This window comes from Mesorhizobium sp. B2-3-5 (assembly GCF_006442395.1).
Classification (GTDB): Bacteria; Pseudomonadota; Alphaproteobacteria; order Rhizobiales; family Rhizobiaceae; genus Mesorhizobium.
On record NZ_VFVX01000062.1, the window covers coordinates 1 to 17,307 of the forward strand.

Below are 17,307 nucleotides of genomic sequence, written 5' to 3' on the forward strand. Positions count from 1 at the left end.
GTGCGCGCGGCAGCTTCCCTCCCCCTTGTGGGGAGGGTTAGGGTGGGGGTACTCGTAAGGCGCAAGCCTTCGATAGGCGATTGCCCTGCTTAAAATGGGGCGAGGGAAACGCCGGCTCTCAAGCCACCGCCGTCGAAGCGGCGGGCGCGGAACAGGCCGAGCCGTATCCGCCGCCGCTCAGGCCGCGCTGCCGCTTTGGGGCTTGCGGCGGGAGGCTGGATCGAGGAGGGCTTGCGCCAGCGAATTGCTGGAGCGGGCTGCCTGGAAGGCCAGCGCCTCGGGCGCGGGCAGGGCCGGCGAGAAGAGGAAGCCTTGCGCCACCATGCAGTCGAGCGAGCGCAGGATCAGGCGGTCGGCGTCGGTCTCGACGCCCTCGGCCATGACCTCTATGCCCAGCGCGCGGCCGAGATCGACGACCGTCCTGACCAGCGCCTGGTCCTCCACGGATTTGGCGAGGTCGCGGACGAAATGCTTGTCGATCTTGATCTTGCGGATCCGGCTGTCCTTCAGCGCGACCAGGGTCGAAAAGCCGGTGCCGAAATCGTCGAGCACGATCGATATGCCGGCGTCGGCAAGGCGGCCGACCTTTTCGTCGACCCTGTCGCGATCGACCGGCGCTTCCTCGGTGATCTCGATCTCGAGCATCGCCGCCGGCACGTTCCTCGCCTTCAACAGGTCCAGGATCATGTCGTCGACATTGCCCGCCTCGAGCTCGCGCGGCGACAGGTTCATGGCGACGCGGACATCGCGGCGGCCGGTTTTCACCAGTTCCTCGATCATGGCGCAGCAATTGCGGAACACCGTTTCCGTCAGCAGCGGCAGCAGGCCGGTCTCGCGCGCCGCGGTGACGATCTCGGGCGGGGAAATCGGCCCATGGATTGGGTGCCGCCAGCGCAGCAGCGCTTCGAAACCGACCACCGCGCTGGTGTCGAGGCGCACCAGCGGCTGGAACCATGAGCAGAGCGCGCCGGCCTCGCAGGCGCCGCGCAGGTCGCGCTCGATGTGGTGCTTGCGTTCGAGCGCCTGGTCGAGCCCGGCATCGAAGAGACGGTGTTCGTTCCTGCCGTTGCGCTTGGCCGCGTAGAGGGCGAAATCGGCCTTCAGCAGCATTTCCGTCAAGCGGGGCCTGTCCGAAACATAGATGCCGATCGACGCGCCGACACGCACCGAGTTCAACGCCGGATCCGGTTGCGCGATCGCCGCGATGAGGGTCGAGGCAAGCGCGTCGGTCGCGGGCGCGGATTGGCAGGCGGGGAAGAGCAGCACGAATTCGTCGCCGCCGATGCGCGCGATCGTGGCGCCTTGCGGGGCATGGGTCTCAATGCGGCGCGCGACCTTGACCAGCAGATCGTCGCCGATGTTGTGGCCATAGGTGTCGTTGACGGATTTGAAGCCGTCGAGGTCGATCAGCATGGCCACGAACGGGCCGTCGGAAAGCCCCAGCTGGCCGATGGCCTGTTCAAGCCCATACCGGTTGAGCAAATTCGTCAGCGGATCGCGCCTGGAATTGCGCTCCATCTCGGCGGCGAATTCCCTCGCCTCGTATTTGAGGCGGCTGGTCTCGCGGAAGCGGGCCTGTCCGATCAGCGCGCTTCTGGCCATTCCGGCGAGGAAAAGCAGGATGGTGAAGCCCAGGACGTCGTTCTCGATGCCGCCTTTGGCCAGCACGCATCCGGCGGCGGCCAGAAGCGGCAGCGTCATGAAATTGAGCGCGGCCGGTGCGTATGACGCCGAGTAGGTGACCGAGCCGGCCGAGAGGCCCGCAAGCACGATCAGATAGAGCGGCGCCTGGGACGTGGTATAGCCGTGCGCCAGCACGGCCAGGAAGGACCAGGCAATGCCGGACACCAAAGCCAATGCGCCGTAGAGGGCAAGCCGGGCGCTGACCGGCCTCGGCCCGCTCCCGGAAATGTCCGGCTGGGCGGCGGCAAGCGCCAGGCGCGCGCAGTTGATGATGCTGATCGCCGCAAACCACAGCACCGCCGCAAGACCGCCGCCGGAAAGCATCTGCACAGCCAGGATCAGGGCCGACAGCACAATGCCGACAGGCATGGAAATGAAGATCCCTTTCCTCAGATCAGCGAACTGATCGCGGAGGATCCCCGTTGCCACGGCTTCGCTCTGCCCCTGGGGAGTGGGGCCAGCAAACCATCGCTCGTAATGCCTTGCCATGGCATGGTGGTAGGACAGCGGAATGAAGATCGTGTTAAGGATTTCAGCGGTTTACGGTGCATTTCTCGAATAAAGGCGCGCGACACGCCATTCCCGGGGGCGACAGGTGGCGAGACCGAGAATTTGCCGGGCGGCAAGCCGGATGTGCGGAGCCTTCCGGACGCGCTATTGTTCCGGCCGGTGGTCCGGGAGAAGGAGGCCGCGAGCATGAGCCGTACGGCAATCGCGCTTTACGTCGTGGCCATGGTGGTCGTCATCGTCGGCGCCGATTTCCTGTTCCTGCGAGGCCGCTTCTGGGAGCGGCTGGCCGTGAACATCGCGATCGTCTGCGTGTTCGGCGTTTTCTATCTCCTGTTGCTACGGCGCCGTTGAACGGGCGCGTCCTCGTCCCATCTCGACGGGTCACTGACTGGATCGTGACGCGTCGCCAGCTTGGCATTTTGCAGGCCAAAAGGTCAGGCTGCCTTGTTTCGCGGCGGTCTTCCCAAGCCGGATTCGGGCCAAAGCCGGATTCGGGCGCTTGCTGGAACCAATGGCGGGCCAGACTGTTTAGCCTTGACTTTGATGCTGACGTGCCGGCCGACTGGATAAGCGGCGATCTTGAGGAGCTTCATCATGAACATTTCGTCCAGGGTTCGTTCCGTCGCGGTTGCCGCGATAGCTGTTGCGGGCGTGGGCTTTGCCAGCGCCGCGCATGCCGACACCGGCACCATCCGCTTCTCCGTCTACAAGGCGGCCTTTTTCGTCGGTGGCTCCGGAGGCGAAGGCACGCTGACCTTCCATGGCCGCCGCTATCCCATCTCGATCGGCGGTGTCTCGGGCGGTCTCGCCTTCGGCGTGTCCAAGACCTATTTCCAGGGCACAGTGCGCCACATCAGGCGCGCCCGCGACGTGGCCGGGGTCTACGGCGCGGCGGGCGGCGGCGGCGCGGTGGGCAAAGGCGCCCAGGTGATCGTCATGTCCAATGACAAGGGCGCCCAGCTCGAACTCACAGGCAGGCAGGTCGGGCTGCAGGTCAACGCCGATCTCAGCGGGATGAGCATTTCGCTGAGATAGGGGCGGTTTTCCTACTTCACGACAAGAACGATTGTCGGTCGCGCAACGTCGCCGTGATGGCGGCGATGCCGTCCTCGATCTCGCGTCCGTTGGCGAGGATCGCATCGCCGGCGGCACCCTCGACGATCGATCGCAAGAGGTCCGCCTGGCCGACGAGCACCGCGTCCTTCTCCGCCAGGGCGGCGAGCGTTGCGGCTTCCAACCGGTAGCGCTGGGTCATGCGGTCATTCTCCGGCACCGGCTGATGGCGGATCTGCCCTTCGAGCGCGCCGACCTCGCGGCCCAGCCGCTCGAGCGCCTGGGCGTTGGCGACGATGCCGGGATCGGGGAATGGATTGGCCCGCGAAGGCGGCTGGATATTCTCGCGGCGGTACCGGCCCTCGGCCCCGTCGACGGCCGCCCGGGCGCGCGCCAGCAGCGAGCACGCCATCTGGCGCACCCGCTGGTCGTCCGCGCGGAGCTGGTTTTCCAGGCGGTAGAAATTATAGCCATAGCCGTAGAACAGGTTGATCCCGACCTTGGCGAGCGGTCCGACCTCGTAGAAGCGGCTCATCTTGTCGCGCCCACCTCATCGCCAAGCGGATAGAAGCCCGTGGGCTGGCCGCCAATATTGAAGGGCACGCCGGCGGCGGCATTGGGTGCGGAAACCAGGCCTTTGTCCGCCATGCGCAAGGCAAGGTAGTAGCGCACCGCCTCGATCGGGCTCAAGCCGATCGCCTGCAGCGAGATCAGTTCGCGCATGCGCTCGTCGCGCGGCATGATCAGCACCTTGAGGTCGTTGAGCATGATGCCGTAGACCTTGAGGAAATCGGTGAGATGCAGCTTCACCGCCTCGCGGACATCGCTGATGCGTTCGTTGATGTGCTCCATCTTGGTGACCTGGATGATCTGGTTGATCGCCTGCTCGATGGCGGGTCCGGCGTAGTCGGCGATTTCCTTCGTATCGATCACCGCGCCCGCGAAAGGCATGTGGGTGATGAGATCGAGCGCTTCCTGCTTGCTGTCGATGTGGATGTAGTAGTCGACGACATAGGACATCTCGGCCATCTCGGCGCTGGTCGCGATGCCCTCATTGCGCACCAGGAGCTTGGAACGGTTGATGTAGATGACCTCGTAGACCCAGGGCGACGAGCCGCCGAAGAAACCCTGGACGACCGATCCGATCAACGGCTTGTCGGGGGTCTGGAGCTGGTACTGGCCGGTCTCGTAGACGTTGAGCACCGCGCCGCGCGACTTCAGGACGCAGAAATGGTTGCTTTCGACGGTCAGCAGCGAGCCGGAAACGATACTCTCGTCGACGATCTTCATCGCCACGGTCCTGGTGCCGAGCGCGTCCGTGCCGTCGCGCTGCAGCGACGTGATTACCTGCCTGGTGATCGCCATTTCAACTCCCCTCCTTGTACGGGCGCGCGGAGCGCGTGCCCAGATCCTCGCGGCGCGCCTAGCGCGGCGAACAGAGGCCCTTGCCCCTGAATGACTGCTGAAGCCGGGCGGTTCGGTCGGTGCGCTGGCGGTGGCCGGCGTCACCATCGAGCAGGTACTTGGCCCGCCGCTTGTCGCGCGCCGGCGATGCCGTCCTCGTTGGCGCAACCGTCTTCCTGATCGGCTCCATCGCCCCGGCCGACCCCTGGCGGACGCCGGTCCCGGCCTTGGTCTCCCGAACGGCGCGGCTGACAGCCTGCCCGATCAACTCCTGGCCGTTTTGGCCAAGGAAGTTCGAGACCAGTCCGGCGATGTCGGCTTGCATTGCCTCACCCTGAGCGTCGCCGGCAAGGTCCAGCAATGGCGAAGCGGGGCCGCCGGCGCCGGATTGCAAGGCTCTTGCCGGGCGCCTGCTCTTGCCCAGCCGCTGCCAAAGAATGAAGGCGATGACGAGTGCAAATACAACAAACGACATTCGACCAGCCCCGCTCAGTGGTCCGCGTTGATTGCAGGATTGAAGATGATGGAACCGGCGTTCAGCGCGCCTTTGCGCCGCCCTGGAACGCTCTCGTCCTCAGGCACCGACCGTCGCGCCCGAAATCCTCAGGGATCACTGGCGGCTTCCGGAGTGCCTGTCGAATCCCCCATTCCCTCCCAGCAATGTGTCGACGACATTTCTATCCCGGACATAGCTGTCCAGGAACTCTGAATGGGCAAATGCTGGCTACTTGATAGGGTAAGTCCCAAGTGGCGGCCATACACGATATCGAGAGGTCTTTGCGGCAAGACGGGTAAAGCAGGTGCCGGCGTCGTGCTTGGGGTATAGTTCCGCCGAGCGCCGCGAACACCAAGGGAGGAGATTGACGTGAACGAAGACGCCGCCAGTCCAAGACCGCTCGCCGAGATTGCCAGCTATCACGCCCATATCTACTATGACGGGCCAACCGAGCGGCAGCATGCCGAATGGCTGCGTCTTCGCATCGGGGAACGTTTCCGCGTCCGCCTGGGCAACTGGCATGACAGACAAGTCAGCCCGCATGACCAGGCGATGTACCAGGTCTCCTTCGCCAACGAGGTTTTCGCCTCGCTCGTTCCGTGGCTGATGCTGAACCATCGCGGCTTGAGCATCCTCATCCACCCGAACACGACCAACCCCAAGCGCGACCATCTGGTCGATCCGATCTGGATAGGCCGGCCGCTGGTGGTGCACGGCGATATCCTCGGCGAGGATCACGAGGCGGAAGAGGCGCTGGAGCCCAACACCGAGCCGACGCTGCCGGCGTAGGCGTTTCTTGACATAGCCGCGACCTCCCTTGCCCGGCCGGCCTCACGGGCGCGCCTCGAGCACCATGTTGAACGGGGTTTCGGTGGCGCGGCGGAACCGCTTGAAGCCGCCACCCGACACAACCTTGCGCAGCCTCGCCTCGCCGGCCTGGGCGCCGAGCCCCAATCCGACTTCCTGGGACAGCGAGGCCGGCGTGCAGATGAAGGTCGAGGCGGCATAGTAGATGCGGCCGACCGGGTTGAGGTTGGCCGAGAGCTGGTCGTGGGCGAGGGGCTCCACGATCATCCAGGTGCCGTCCGGCTTGAGCGCCTTGTGCACATGCCTGGCAGCCCCCTCCGGATCGCCCATGTCGTGCAGGCAGTCGAAGAATGCGACGAGATCGTAGGTGCCTGGGAAATCCTTGGCCGCCGCGACCTCGAAGCGGGTGTTGCCGGCAACGCCGGCCTCCTTCGCGGCGGCACGGGCGCGCTCGATCGACGGGGCGTGATAGTCGAAGCCGGTGAAGCGCGAGTTCGGGAAGGCCCTGGCCATCAGCACCGTCGAGGCGCCGTGGCCGCAGCCGACATCGGCGACATCCATGCCGCTCTCCAGCCTCTCGACAACGCCGTCGAGCGCCGGCAGCCAGGAGCCGATCAGATTGGCGTTGTAGCCTGGCCGGAAGAAGCGTTCGGTGCCGCGAAACAGGCAGGCGCTGTGGTCGTGCCAGGCCAGCCCCTTGCCGGAGCGAAAGGCCTCCCGTACCTTCTCCTCGTCGAGCCACAGCGCCGAGACGGCCTCGAACGCGCCGGCCATGAAGGCGGGGCTGTCCTCGTTGACGAAAACCTGCTCCTGCTCGGGGCTGAGGTAGAAACTGTCGCCGGCCTCGTCATATTCGACATAGCCGGCCGCCGCCTGCGCCGACAGCCATTCGCGGACCAGCCGCTCCTGCGTGCCGGTCTTTTTGGCAAGCTGTCCGGCGGTGATCTCGCCGCCCCCGCTCATGGCCGCGAACAAGCCGAGCCTGTCGCCCAGCAGCACCGCGGCTCCGGTGGTGATGGCGCCCAGATCGCCGACCATCCTTCCAAGCAGCGCCTCCAGTTTCTCCTGGTCAGGCTGGGTCTCCTTGTTGCGCTTCAGCATCGGCTTTCTCCTCCGGCTCGATCCCAAACACTTGCCATGGGCGACAGGCCCGATCCCGTCGCCGGGATGGCCTCGCCATAACAAATCATTGTACGCCCCGCGGCGACTGGCTGTTACAGCTTCACAGCAACGTGACCGACACCTGGGAATTCTCAGCGAGCGCGGCCCGGCCAGCGCATCAGAGCGAATGTGCCAGCTCAAGAACGGCGTCTGCTCCAGTGCGCCGCCCGCCGTTCTGAGGCTCCTGGACAGACTGTCGTACAACAAAGCAATTCATCCATTCGCATCGCGCTCGTTTTTTAGTAGGCTGTCGCGAGACAAGGTTGAGGATCCGGCGTGACGGCAATCAACGATCGTCTTCTTGAAAGCAAGATGACCAAGGTGGAGCAGGCGCGTGCCTGGAGCCCACGCGTCATCTCAAAATTCGAGACCCTGATCAGGGACGCCGACGACCACTCTCTCTATCGGATCAATCCGCGGAGCTTTGCGCGCGACCGCGCAATCGCCGAGCCCGAAGCAATCGACCTCTTCCTTCATGCCGCCCGCTGTGGCTTGTTCGACATGAGCTGGGATGTGCTCTGTCCGCAGTCCGGGATGGTGCTCGACAGTTTCGGCGCCCTGCGCACGCTGAAGACCCACTACGTCTGTGGCCTGTGCGACGTATCGGGCGACACCGACCTCGACGACTTCATCGAGGTCACCTTCTCGGTATCGCCAAAGTTACGGCGCCTGCCGTACCACGATCCCGAGACGCTGCCCGTCGAGGATTTCCACTGGAAGCTCCACTTCGGACATGACGGGCGGCTACCAGGGCAAGGCGTTCGCTTTCTCGACGTTCTGCGCGGCTTCATCCGGGGCATGACGTTTTTGCCGCCCGGCACCACCACGGTGCTCCGCGCCGACCTGGGACCCGGCGCCCTCGCGGGCGTCAACGTGCGGACGCAGGCCGCGTTCGCCGTGCCAATATCAGGCGATCCGGCGTTGGCACCGACACTTCTGAAGATCGATTATGACGGCAAACGCTTCTTGCCGGCGCTGCCCGCCGTGCCACCTGGTCCGATTGTCATCGAGGTCGCGAACAGAGGGCCAGTACGCGGTTCGTTGCTTGTCATCAACTGGCCGCCCGAGCTCGTCGCGCTGACCACCAAGCCGGCGCTCGATTTCGAGCCTTACGTTTCCGGTGGAGCACTGCTTGCGCGGCAAACCTTCCGCCAGCTCTTCCGGTCCGAACGTGTCGACGAGAAGGAGGGGCTCGGCATCCGGCAGATCACCTTCCTGTTCACGGACCTCAAGGGTTCGACCGCCATGTATGAGCGCTTGGGCGACCTCAACGCCTATGCTTTGGTGCGCGAGCATTTCGCTCTGGTCAACGCGGCGGTTCAGCAACATTCCGGAGCGGTGGTCAAGACGATTGGCGATGCGGTGATGGCCGCATTCTCGCAGCCGTCGGATGCGGTTTCGGCCGCACTCCACATCTTTGAAGAAATCGATCGCTTCAACAGCGACCATGAAGGGCCGGGGATCATCCTCAAGATCGGCGCCCACTGTGGACCTTCGATCGCCGTGACGCTCAACGACAACCTCGACTATTTCGGCCAGACCGTGAATGTCGCAGCGCGCGTGCAGTCCCTGGCGGACGCCGGACAGGTCTGCATTTCCGAGGCGCTCCATTCCGCGCCCGGGGTTAGCGAAATGCTTGCGGGCCATCGTGTCGTGGCTTTCGATGCGCCTCTTCGAGGTGTGGAGGGTGATGCAACCGTCTATCGCATTATGCGGGGATAGACACGATTGCGGAGAGTCGGCTGGAACAGGCCTCGCCGCGCAATGCAGGGCTATTCGAACGAATTTCTTTGCAATCCGTTAATTCGGCCATGCTGTAAATAAGCGACTTCTAATACATTAAACCCAAAAGTGCTCAGCGGTTTTGGGATAACGACATGCGTAAAAACGGATGGGTTCGCGGGGGTACGCAATGACCAAGAATCTCGGCAATGCACTCTACACGCCGGCGAAGGAGCAGCAGGGCTCCATGCTGGGCAAGGTTGCGCCGGCACTGTTTCCGCTGGTCGTGGTGGCGCTCGGCTACATGATCGGCAGGCAATTCTTCGGCATATAGAACTACAATCGCGGCGAAGACGGATCAGGCGCCGGTCTCGGCTTTCGCCTCCTCGGCCTGGGCCTCGCTACGCCTGACGCGCTCGCTGGCCAGGAGCACGACCGGACAGCCGACGGCGGCCAGCACCGCCGTGGCGGTGTCGCCGAAGAACAGCTCTTGGCCCGGCCGTTGCGTGACACCCATCACCACCATCGCGGCGCCCTTGGCCGCTTCCCTGGCGATGGCCCTGTCGGGCGTCGCGCGGGCGCGGATGGCGGTGTCGACCGTGACGCCGTAGCGGTCGGCGAGATCGGCGACGTCCTTCAGCACGGCTTCCTCGCGGCGGTGCGAAACCGAGCTTGGCCGGCTCTCCTTGCGGGCCTGCGAGACATAGAGGACCTTGACACGGGCTCGGTGCGGACGCGCCAAAGCGAGGGCGAAATCGGCGGCGCGGCGCGCGACTTCGGTGCCGTTGACCGGGACAAGAACCGTTGCGCCAGCGCGCAGCATCGGCATCTTGCCGGTGTCCTTGGCGCCGTTCAGCACCAGGCACAGCGGGCCGTCGAAACCGCTGGTGATGTCGTTCAGCATGCCGCTGAAGGTGCCGTTGTCGGTCAGCGCGTTCTCCAGCCCGACGAGCAGGAGGCCGTAACCCTTGCGGGCTTCCGCGGCGATCGTCTCGGTGGTGGCTTCAAGCTCGGTGCGGGCTGTGAGATGCATCTTGTCGACGGGCGTGTCCTCGGCCTTGCTGACGGCCCTGGCGCTCCTGGCGGCACCCTTCTTGACCTGGTTCGAGGCCCGCTCCGGACCTCTCTCGCGGGCAGGGCCGGGCAGTTCCGCGCCCTCGAGATGGAGGAGCGTGGTCGGCATGCCGCTGCCGCCTCCGACCAGCCCGGCCAGATAGGCGGTGAACTTGCCGACCGTGCTGTCGTCGACCAAAAGCAGCAGCCGCTCCAGCTTGGAGACGAAGCCGCGTTCGTCGAGCAGTTCGCGGTCGACGCGCTGCTTCTCGGCATTGCCGACGGGCAGGCGGCCGAGCGCCCAGCGCAGCATGGGCGGCATTGCCAGCGTGGTGATGACGGCCATGGTGACGATCATCGTGAACAGATTGTGGGAGAGGATGTTCATCGACAGGCCGATGCTGGCGACGATGACCTCGGTCGAGCCGCGCGCGTTCATGGCGCTGCCGACGGCGGTCGCCTCCTTCAGCGACATGCCGGCGAGCCGGCCGCCGATGAAGGCGCCCGAGAATTTACCGATGCTGGCGATCACCACCAGCGCCAATGTCAGCAATGCCAGCGTCGGGTCGGCAAGCACGGTGAGGTCGGCGGACAGGCCGGCCATGCCGAAGAAGACCGGCATGAAAAGCGCGGTGATGACACCGCGCAGCTGGCTCTCGATGTGGTCGGACAGGATCGGCGATTCTCCGACCAGGATGCCGGCGACGAAAGCGCCGAGTACGGTGTGGACGCCGATCAGGTTGGTGATCAGGGCCATCACGCCCATGATGATCAGGATGACGGTGATGACCGCATATTCGCTGCGGAAAGAGTCATTGCTCCAGCGGATCAGCGTGAACACCAGACGGCGGCCGATGGTGAAGGAGAACACCATGAACAGCGCCACCTCGGCCACCGTGGTGATAAGCGGCAGCACCTGCAGGCTGCCATTGGTGGCGATGCCGAAGGTGACGGCGATGATCAGCCAGCCGATCGTGTCCTCGATGATGGCCGAGGAGATGATGATCTGGCCGAGATTGCGGCGCATGAAGTTCATCTCGCGCACCACCATGGCGACGATCTTGACCGAGGAGATCGATAGCGCGGTGCCGAGGAACAGCCCGGCGACGACGCGCTGCGTCGGGTCGGGCAGCAGGGAGCCAGGCAGGATTTGCGCCAGCGCGAAACCGCAGACGAAGGGCACGACGACGCCGGTGATCGAGATCGAGAAGCAGGCCGCACCCACCCGGCGCACCAGGCGCAGATCCGTCTCCATGCCGGTCAAGAGCAGGAGCAGCAGGATGCCGAGCTGCGAGACGGCGTCGATCATGCTTTTCTGGGCGGGGTCGCTGGAGAAGATCATGTGCTGGGCGCCAGGCCATATCAAGCCGAACAGCGATGGGCCGAGCAGGATGCCGCCGATCAACTGGCCCATGATTGCCGGCTGGCGGTAGCGCTGGAAGATTTCGCCGAGACCGCGCCCGACCAGAAGCAGAAGGACGATCTCGGCGACGAACAGTCCCTCGGCCGAGCCGCCCATGCCCGAGGCATGGCCGGCGGGCTGCGCGGCGAAGGCGCGGCTTGCCGGAGCCAGGGCGAGGATGGCCAGCAGGACAGCGGCCACAACGCTGCGTGACGCCGTTGCCGGTTGACGGTTCATGGATTCCCTCAAACGCCGCTGCGGACTGATCATCACAACGCGTGGCCGGCGTTTGCGTTGCAGCCGCTGTCGTCAGACGTGGACGTCGCCAAAGGTAAGTTCGCCGTCGTCGGCGGCCGAGAAAAGGACGATGGCGAACAGGCTGGCATAGAATGCGGCCACGACGATCACGATCGCGACACCGGGAATGGGGCCGAGAGCGGCGCCGTCGACGGCCTCGCGAAGTGAGCCGACAAGCCCGGTCCTTGGGCCCGCGGCCTGAAGGCTGGGGGTTGATATCTTCAGCACCCAGGCCAGCAGCAGGATCAGGAACAGGTAGATATAATTCCGGCGCAGGCGACGCACCAAGGCGGCACGCTGCGACAGCAGGAACTTCGGGGCGCGCAGGCCTTCGCCGACGATGAGCAGCCAATCCGAGGCGAAATCGGGCTGCGGGGAGAAGATCTGCGCGAAATAGTGACGTTCGAACTGGCGCACGCGAGATCGGTAGAAGTCGAAGAACCGGTAGCGGCGTGCCTCGATCCACAGAAGCAGCAGGATCAGCAGCATGGCGAACAGCAGCACGCCATGATGCGCGCTGGCCGTCGACAGCGACACGGAAAGCATCGCCGCCACCACGGTGATCGCCCAGTTGGTCGTCCTGTCGAGCCGATCGCGCCATCCCGCCATGCGCGCGATCTCGGCGCGGTGGAAATGCGACAGCGTGTTCACGCGCTCCGCCGATGACAGGACGGGGCCCGCGGGTTTTGCCGACGCATCGTTCATGGCATCCTCCGGCCAGGACTATAACCGTTTGCCGGCAACATCGTTCCCTGCCGCAAGCCGCCCGCGACCGGATTGGCACGCCGAACCGCCTGTTGCTTCGAGGCCGCGCGGCTGCCGTTCCAGGCTGGGGTGGAGGCGCTCGTCGTCGATCTCGGATGCCGCTGATGGCGCGTGGCCACGGCATTGGAATCGTCTCGCCGGGCGCCTTCGCCGACAGCCGCTGGCGACGATCACATTGCATTCCCAGGTCTTGACCTCACCGCAACGAACCCCAGATCGACCGTGCCGGCGCCAGATGGGGCCGGTGCGTACGCGCGCGCCCGCTTCGTGGGCGTCGGCGCGTCGGGCGATGGTCTTTTGACCATCGAACACGGGCATCATGTGCCGGAGGCGGTGACGCCTCGCGAGGGCCGCGACCGGGCAAGGGCGTTCCCAAAGGTGGAGCGGATCGGACCAAAGGCAGAGCGAAAACAGCGAGCGCAAATGGGGTCGGCAGCGATGCCTGCGTCTGACGGCGCATAGTCCTCCGGGAGCATGGCAGCCAGAGCATGCAAGCGTACCAGAAACAGGATCAAGAAAGGAGAAAGTGCTATGACCATTCGTGATCTCATGCCGTGGAGCCGCGACACCAGCCAGTCTCCGACTCTCTTTCGCGAAGGCGACCGGGACCCGTTCATGGGCCTGCATCGCGAGATGAGCCGCCTGGTCGACGACATGTTCCGCGACTTCAATTCGCGGCTTCCCTCCATGGGCAGGTTCTCTTTGGCCGGCACCGGTTGGCCGAGCATGGAAATCACCGAAACGGACAAGGAGGTCCGCGTGACAGCCGAGATACCCGGCATGGAGGAGAAGGACATCGAGGTGCTGCTCGATGACGGCGTCCTGACGTTGCGGGGCGAAAAACACGCCGAAACCGACGACAAGGATCGCCAGTTCTCCGAGCGGTTCTATGGCCGCTTCGAACGTCGCATCCCGATCGGCTTCGACGTCGCGGAAGACAAGATCGCGGCCGATTTCCGCAACGGCGTCCTGTCCGTGAGTTTGCCGAAGTCCGAGAAGGCGCAGAGCAAGGCGAAGCGCATCCCCATCGGCGGCAAGAGCACCAAGCACTAGAGCAGACCCAGCCGGGCGGGCGCGACGCGCACGTCCGGCGTCAGCCGGCGGATTTCGCCACCGGCCGCACGGCCCTCTTGAGAATCCCCCAGCCTTCGGCAACATGGCGGCAAGGCTGGGAGCGCAAGAATGAGCAAGGCCATTTCCACCGCACCGCGAAAGTCCGTACCGCGCAAGGCACCGATGGCACTGACCGAGGCGCTGGTGGCGCGCACCTTGCGCGTGGTCGAGGATGCCGGGCCGACACCGGGCATGGTCTATATGGGCGACGCCGATTATGCGCGGTTTCGCGACGAGATCCTGGCCAGCGCGCCACCGGGGCCGCTGAAGCTGTTCGCCTATGGCTCGCTGCTGTGGAAGCCGGCCGGCGAGGTGAGGGGCGGCGAACGGGCGGTGGCGAGAGGCTGGCACCGATCGTTCTGCTTCACGGTGCAGCGCTTTCGCGGCACGCTCGAGCAGCCTGGCCTGATGATGGCGCTCGACCGTGGCGGCCAGTGCCAGGGCATGGTGTTCGAGATCGCCGAGCCAATCGCCGCCAATCTGGAGGCGCTGCTGCGGCGCGAGATGACCATCCTGCCCGCAGTCAACGTGCCGCGCTGGCTGCAGGTCACGACCGATGGTGGGGCAGGCCGGGCGCTCGGCTTCGTCGTCGATCCCGCCAATCCGCGTTATGCCGGCAAGCTCGACAAGCCCGCGGTCGCGGCGACGCTCGCCAGGGCCGTCGGCCACTGGGGCTCCGGTGCCGAATATCTGTTCGAGACAATCCGCCATCTCGATGCCTGCGGCATACGCGACCGCAATCTGTGGCAGTTGCAGGAACTGGTGGCCGAAGAGATCGGCCGCACGCACGGCGTCATCTAGCGACGGATCGCCTGCCTTGGCGATTGGCGGAAACATCAATCGCTTCGTCATCCTGGGGCGTAGCAAGGAGCGCAGCGACGCAGCGGAGACCCCAGGATCCATGCCGCGATTTTAGAGCGTTGCAACGGTCTAGAATTCTGCTCCGCTGCACTCCACGGCAAAGGTCGCGGCATGGATCCAGGGTCTCCGCGACGGAGTTTCGCTCCTGCTTCGCCCAGGGATGACGACTTTGGGAGGCTTCGGCTGATCTCCATGATGTCGCCTTTCAGCAGGCGAAGTCCTGAGATGTCGCCATAGCGGCGCTCGACGATCGAGGTGCACAGCGTGGCGCACCGCTCCAGTCTACCCCTTGACGAACATATATCCCTGCGGTTATACGTTAACCAATAGCCAGCGGGTTATCGATCGAAAATGCAGGACGCCCACGACATGCTCTTCAGGACACTCGCCGACCCGACAAGGCGGGCGATCTTCGAACGGCTGTGCCGCCAGGGCGAGCAGACGGTGGGGGCGCTGACGACGCAGTCCGGCGTCTCGCAGCCGGCGGTGTCGAAACATCTCGGCGTGCTCAAGCAGGCCGGGCTGGTGCGCGACCGCCACGAAGGCCGCCAGACGCATTACAGCGCGCAGCTTGGGGCGCTGGCGCCGCTGATGGACTGGACACGCGAGATGGCGGGGTTCTGGGAGAGCCGGTTCGACGACCTGGAAGATTTGCTCAAGAGGATGGACCAGTGAACGATAGTGCCAGGGAAAACCGCACGGTCGTCGTCGAACGCCAGATTTCCCATCCGCCCGAAAAGCTCTGGCGCGCGCTGACGCAACCGCACCTGATCGAGGAGTGGCTTATGAAGAATGATTTCAAGCCAGCTGTCGGCCATCGCTTCAACATCAGCGCCGATTGGGGCGGCGTGCTGGACTGCGAGGTGCTGGCCGCCGAGCCGAACAAGACGCTGTCCTACACCTGGAACCTCACGCATCAGGATCCGGCCTTCGATCTCAGGAGCGTGGTGACCTTCACGCTTACGCCGACACCAACCGGAACGCATCTGCGCATGGAGCAGTCCGGATTCCGGCCCGATCAAAGGCGGGCCTATGGCGGCGCCAGAACTGGCTGGCCACAGTTTCTCGATAAGCTGGAACAACTTCTGGACCGGACGGACTGACGTCCGCCGGCCGATTGAACGCAACCACCGGACGAAACAGGGCGGCCCGCCGCCAGCAAAACCTATGGAGGATTCCGATGAAGCTCAAACTGACCAGCATCTATGTGGACGACCAGGAAAAGGCGCTTGCCTTCTACACCAGCGTGCTCGGCCTGACCAAGAAGGCCGATTTCAGCAACGGGCCGTTCCGCTGGCTGACGGTCGTCTCGCCGGACGAGCCCGAAGGCACCGAACTGCAGCTGGCGCTCAACGACAATCCGGCGGCAAAGGCCTACCAGCAGGCGATGTTTCAGCAGGGCCAGCCGGCGGTCATGTTCTTCACCGACGACGTCAAGGGCGACTGCGAGCGCATCGCGGCGCGCGGCGCCAGTTTCAAGATGCCGCCGACCGAGGTGACCGGCTCGACCATCGCCCAGCTCGACGACGGCTGCGGCAACCTCGTTCAGATCACCCAGCTGGCGCGTTGGTAGCAGCGGCCGATTTCAGCCCATTTCCAAAGGAGGTCATCTTGGACTGGAGCAAATGGATCAGGCGGACGCATCGCTGGCTGTCGATCATCTTCACGGCAACCGTCGCCGCCAACTTCGTAACCATGGCTTTTGGGCAGCCGCCGGCCTGGGTGGTCTATTCGCCACTCCCGCCGCTCTTTCTTTTGCTGTTCAGTGGCCTCTATATGTTCGTGCTGCCCTATGTCGCGAAGACGCGCGGCGTGCAGCGGGCCACCGGATAGGAGTGGAAGGGGTATGGCCCCGTTGACCAAACCCAAGTCGACCAATCCCGCCGAGAAAGCTCAGCCGAAGCTGCTTTCCGGCGGCAATCCGCAGATCGCCAAGGGCTATGGCGATGCTCCCGTGCAGGCCTATATCGCGGCCATGCCCGGCTGGAAGCGCGAGATGGGCCAACGTCTCGACGCGCTCATCGAGCGCGCCGTGCCTAGCGTGAACAAAGCGGTGAAATGGAATTCGCCGCTCTATGGCATCGAAGGCGATGGCTGGTTCCTCGGCATCCATTGCTTCACCAAATACATCAAGGTTGCCTTCTTCCGCGGTCAGTCGCTTGATCCGGTGCCGCCCGGCGAATCCAAGAGCCGGGACACGCGCTACCTCAACATCCATGAGGACGACCCGCTCGACGAGGCCCAGTTCAGCGCCTGGGTGAAGCAGGCCAGCCAACTGCCTGGCGAGCGCATGTGAGCGTTCTACTTATTTAGGCGCAAAGGAGAAACGGCATGACGACCACGGGATCGCAGGAGAGCAAATCCGCCTCCGAACTGATCGACGGCAGGATCAAGGACCTCGGCGACTGGCGCGGCGAGATGCTGGGGCGGCTGCGCGCCCTGATCCGGCAGACCGACCCCGACGTGGTCGAGACATGGAAATGGCGCGGTGTTCCGGTGTGGGAACATGACGGCATGATCTGCACGGGCGAGACCTACAAGAGCGTCGTCAAGCTGACCTTCGCCAAGGGGGCGGCGCTGCCCGACCCCTCGCGGCTGTTCAACTCCAGCCTCGAAGGCAACACACGGCGCGCCATCGACTTCCAGCAAGGCGAGGAGATCAACGAGGACGCGCTGAAGGCGCTGGTGCGCGCCGCCGTCGCCTTGAACAAGTCGAAAGCGCGAAAGTAGTCTAGCGCGCACTGGGCCTGTCGAAAACGGCCGCCGTCGGCGCTGCCCCTCACTGTCCTGCCGGACATCTCTCCCCGTAGGGACGGGGAGAGGGGCGCTCTCATCGGCGATTCGCCAATCTTCAGCGTTGCAGGAAGGCGCCGGCGTTGCGGCCAGCCCCTCTCTCCCCGTTTTACGGGGAGAGATGTCCGGCAGGACAGTGAGGGGCAGCGCCGACGGCGGAGGATTGCCAACGACTTGGAGGCCGCAA

The 17,307-nt window shown here is 64.7% G+C and carries 20 protein-coding genes; 13 read left to right on the forward strand and 7 right to left on the reverse strand.

The features are described from left to right. Positions 1 to 177: 177 nt before the first annotated feature. Positions 178 to 2,052 (reverse strand): EAL domain-containing protein, encoded by a 1,875-nt coding sequence (locus tag FJ958_RS30670; RefSeq protein ID WP_246679851.1) that lies wholly within the window; start codon positions 2,050 to 2,052, stop codon positions 178 to 180. 327 nt (positions 2,053 to 2,379) lie between these two features. Between FJ958_RS30670 and FJ958_RS31760 the strand changes: the two genes are divergently transcribed. Both FJ958_RS31760 and FJ958_RS30675 read left to right on the forward strand, forming a co-directional pair. Then, complete coding sequence (locus tag FJ958_RS31760) at positions 2,380 to 2,544, forward strand: hypothetical protein (protein ID WP_181176582.1); 165 nt, start codon at positions 2,380 to 2,382, stop codon at positions 2,542 to 2,544. Between the two features lie 243 nt (positions 2,545 to 2,787). Beyond that, positions 2,788 to 3,228, forward strand: a complete 441-nt coding sequence (locus FJ958_RS30675; protein ID WP_140749647.1) for a hypothetical protein — start codon at positions 2,788 to 2,790, stop codon at positions 3,226 to 3,228. A 16-nt stretch (positions 3,229 to 3,244) separates the two neighbouring features. On the opposite strand, the gene FJ958_RS30680 is transcribed toward FJ958_RS30675, so the two are convergent. From FJ958_RS30680 to FJ958_RS30690, 3 genes are read right to left on the reverse strand one after another with little or no spacing between them, the layout of a single operon-like run. Further along, on the reverse strand, positions 3,245 to 3,781 hold the full coding sequence (locus FJ958_RS30680) for a hypothetical protein (protein WP_140749650.1): 537 nt from the start codon (positions 3,779 to 3,781) through the stop codon (positions 3,245 to 3,247). After that, positions 3,778 to 4,611 (reverse strand): SPFH domain-containing protein, encoded by an 834-nt coding sequence (locus FJ958_RS30685; RefSeq protein ID WP_140749653.1) that lies wholly within the window; start codon positions 4,609 to 4,611, stop codon positions 3,778 to 3,780. Before FJ958_RS30685 ends, FJ958_RS30680 begins: the two co-directional genes overlap by 4 nt. A 58-nt stretch (positions 4,612 to 4,669) precedes the next feature. Further along, positions 4,670 to 5,125, reverse strand: a complete 456-nt coding sequence (locus FJ958_RS30690; RefSeq protein ID WP_140749656.1) for a hypothetical protein — start codon at positions 5,123 to 5,125, stop codon at positions 4,670 to 4,672. A gap of 390 nt (positions 5,126 to 5,515) precedes the next feature. Between FJ958_RS30690 and FJ958_RS30695 the strand changes: the two genes are divergently transcribed. Further along, complete coding sequence (locus FJ958_RS30695) at positions 5,516 to 5,935, forward strand: DOPA 4,5-dioxygenase family protein (protein WP_140749659.1); 420 nt, start codon at positions 5,516 to 5,518, stop codon at positions 5,933 to 5,935. A 42-nt stretch (positions 5,936 to 5,977) separates the two neighbouring features. Here the strand turns inward: FJ958_RS30695 and FJ958_RS30700 are convergent, their stop codons facing one another. Further along, on the reverse strand, positions 5,978 to 7,054 hold the full coding sequence (locus tag FJ958_RS30700; RefSeq protein WP_140749662.1) for a class I SAM-dependent methyltransferase: 1,077 nt from the start codon (positions 7,052 to 7,054) through the stop codon (positions 5,978 to 5,980). 336 nt (positions 7,055 to 7,390) lie between these two features. Here FJ958_RS30700 and FJ958_RS30705 point away from each other — a divergent pair, with 336 nt between their 5' ends. Both FJ958_RS30705 and FJ958_RS30710 read left to right on the forward strand, forming a co-directional pair. Continuing rightward, the gene (locus FJ958_RS30705; protein ID WP_140749665.1) at positions 7,391 to 8,836 is read left to right on the forward strand and encodes an adenylate/guanylate cyclase domain-containing protein; all 1,446 of its coding nucleotides are present in this window, start codon (positions 7,391 to 7,393) and stop codon (positions 8,834 to 8,836) included. A gap of 190 nt (positions 8,837 to 9,026) precedes the next feature. Next, a complete protein-coding gene (locus FJ958_RS30710; RefSeq protein ID WP_140749668.1) occupies positions 9,027 to 9,170 on the forward strand; it encodes a hypothetical protein in 144 nt (47 codons plus the stop codon). A 24-nt stretch (positions 9,171 to 9,194) separates the two neighbouring features. On the opposite strand, the gene FJ958_RS30715 is transcribed toward FJ958_RS30710, so the two are convergent. Both FJ958_RS30715 and FJ958_RS30720 read right to left on the reverse strand, forming a co-directional pair. After that, positions 9,195 to 11,408: a cation:proton antiporter gene (locus FJ958_RS30715; protein ID WP_140749698.1), complete on the reverse strand. Its 2,214-nt coding sequence runs from the start codon at positions 11,406 to 11,408 to the stop codon at positions 9,195 to 9,197. 192 nt (positions 11,409 to 11,600) lie between these two features. Continuing rightward, complete coding sequence (locus FJ958_RS30720) at positions 11,601 to 12,293, reverse strand: DUF2270 domain-containing protein (protein WP_140749671.1); 693 nt, start codon at positions 12,291 to 12,293, stop codon at positions 11,601 to 11,603. Between the two features lie 591 nt (positions 12,294 to 12,884). On the opposite strand from FJ958_RS30720, the gene FJ958_RS30730 reads away from it, so the two are divergent. From FJ958_RS30730 to FJ958_RS30765, 8 genes are all read left to right on the forward strand, one after another. Continuing rightward, positions 12,885 to 13,406 (forward strand): Hsp20/alpha crystallin family protein, encoded by a 522-nt coding sequence (locus FJ958_RS30730; protein ID WP_140749674.1) that lies wholly within the window; start codon positions 12,885 to 12,887, stop codon positions 13,404 to 13,406. A 129-nt stretch (positions 13,407 to 13,535) separates the two neighbouring features. Continuing rightward, the gene (locus tag FJ958_RS30735; RefSeq protein WP_140749677.1) at positions 13,536 to 14,267 is read left to right on the forward strand and encodes a gamma-glutamylcyclotransferase; all 732 of its coding nucleotides are present in this window, start codon (positions 13,536 to 13,538) and stop codon (positions 14,265 to 14,267) included. 411 nt (positions 14,268 to 14,678) lie between these two features. Then, entirely contained in the window at positions 14,679 to 15,002 is a 324-nt protein-coding gene (locus FJ958_RS30740) for a metalloregulator ArsR/SmtB family transcription factor (RefSeq protein WP_140749680.1), read from the forward strand. After that, positions 14,999 to 15,430: an SRPBCC domain-containing protein gene (locus FJ958_RS30745; protein ID WP_140749683.1), complete on the forward strand. Its 432-nt coding sequence runs from the start codon at positions 14,999 to 15,001 to the stop codon at positions 15,428 to 15,430. Before FJ958_RS30740 ends, FJ958_RS30745 begins: the two co-directional genes overlap by 4 nt. A gap of 77 nt (positions 15,431 to 15,507) precedes the next feature. Further along, positions 15,508 to 15,900, forward strand: a complete 393-nt coding sequence (locus FJ958_RS30750) for a VOC family protein (protein WP_140749686.1) — start codon at positions 15,508 to 15,510, stop codon at positions 15,898 to 15,900. A gap of 38 nt (positions 15,901 to 15,938) precedes the next feature. Next, positions 15,939 to 16,160 carry a hypothetical protein gene (locus FJ958_RS30755; RefSeq protein WP_140749689.1) on the forward strand — a complete coding sequence of 74 codons (222 nt, stop codon included), beginning with the start codon at positions 15,939 to 15,941 and terminating at the stop codon, positions 16,158 to 16,160. 13 nt (positions 16,161 to 16,173) lie between these two features. Then, positions 16,174 to 16,623 (forward strand): DUF1801 domain-containing protein, encoded by a 450-nt coding sequence (locus FJ958_RS30760; RefSeq protein WP_181176583.1) that lies wholly within the window; start codon positions 16,174 to 16,176, stop codon positions 16,621 to 16,623. Positions 16,624 to 16,658: 35 nt separating this feature from the next. Further along, positions 16,659 to 17,057, forward strand: coding sequence for a DUF1801 domain-containing protein (locus tag FJ958_RS30765; RefSeq protein WP_140749695.1), 399 nt, complete (start codon positions 16,659 to 16,661; stop codon positions 17,055 to 17,057). Positions 17,058 to 17,307 lie beyond the last annotated feature (250 nt).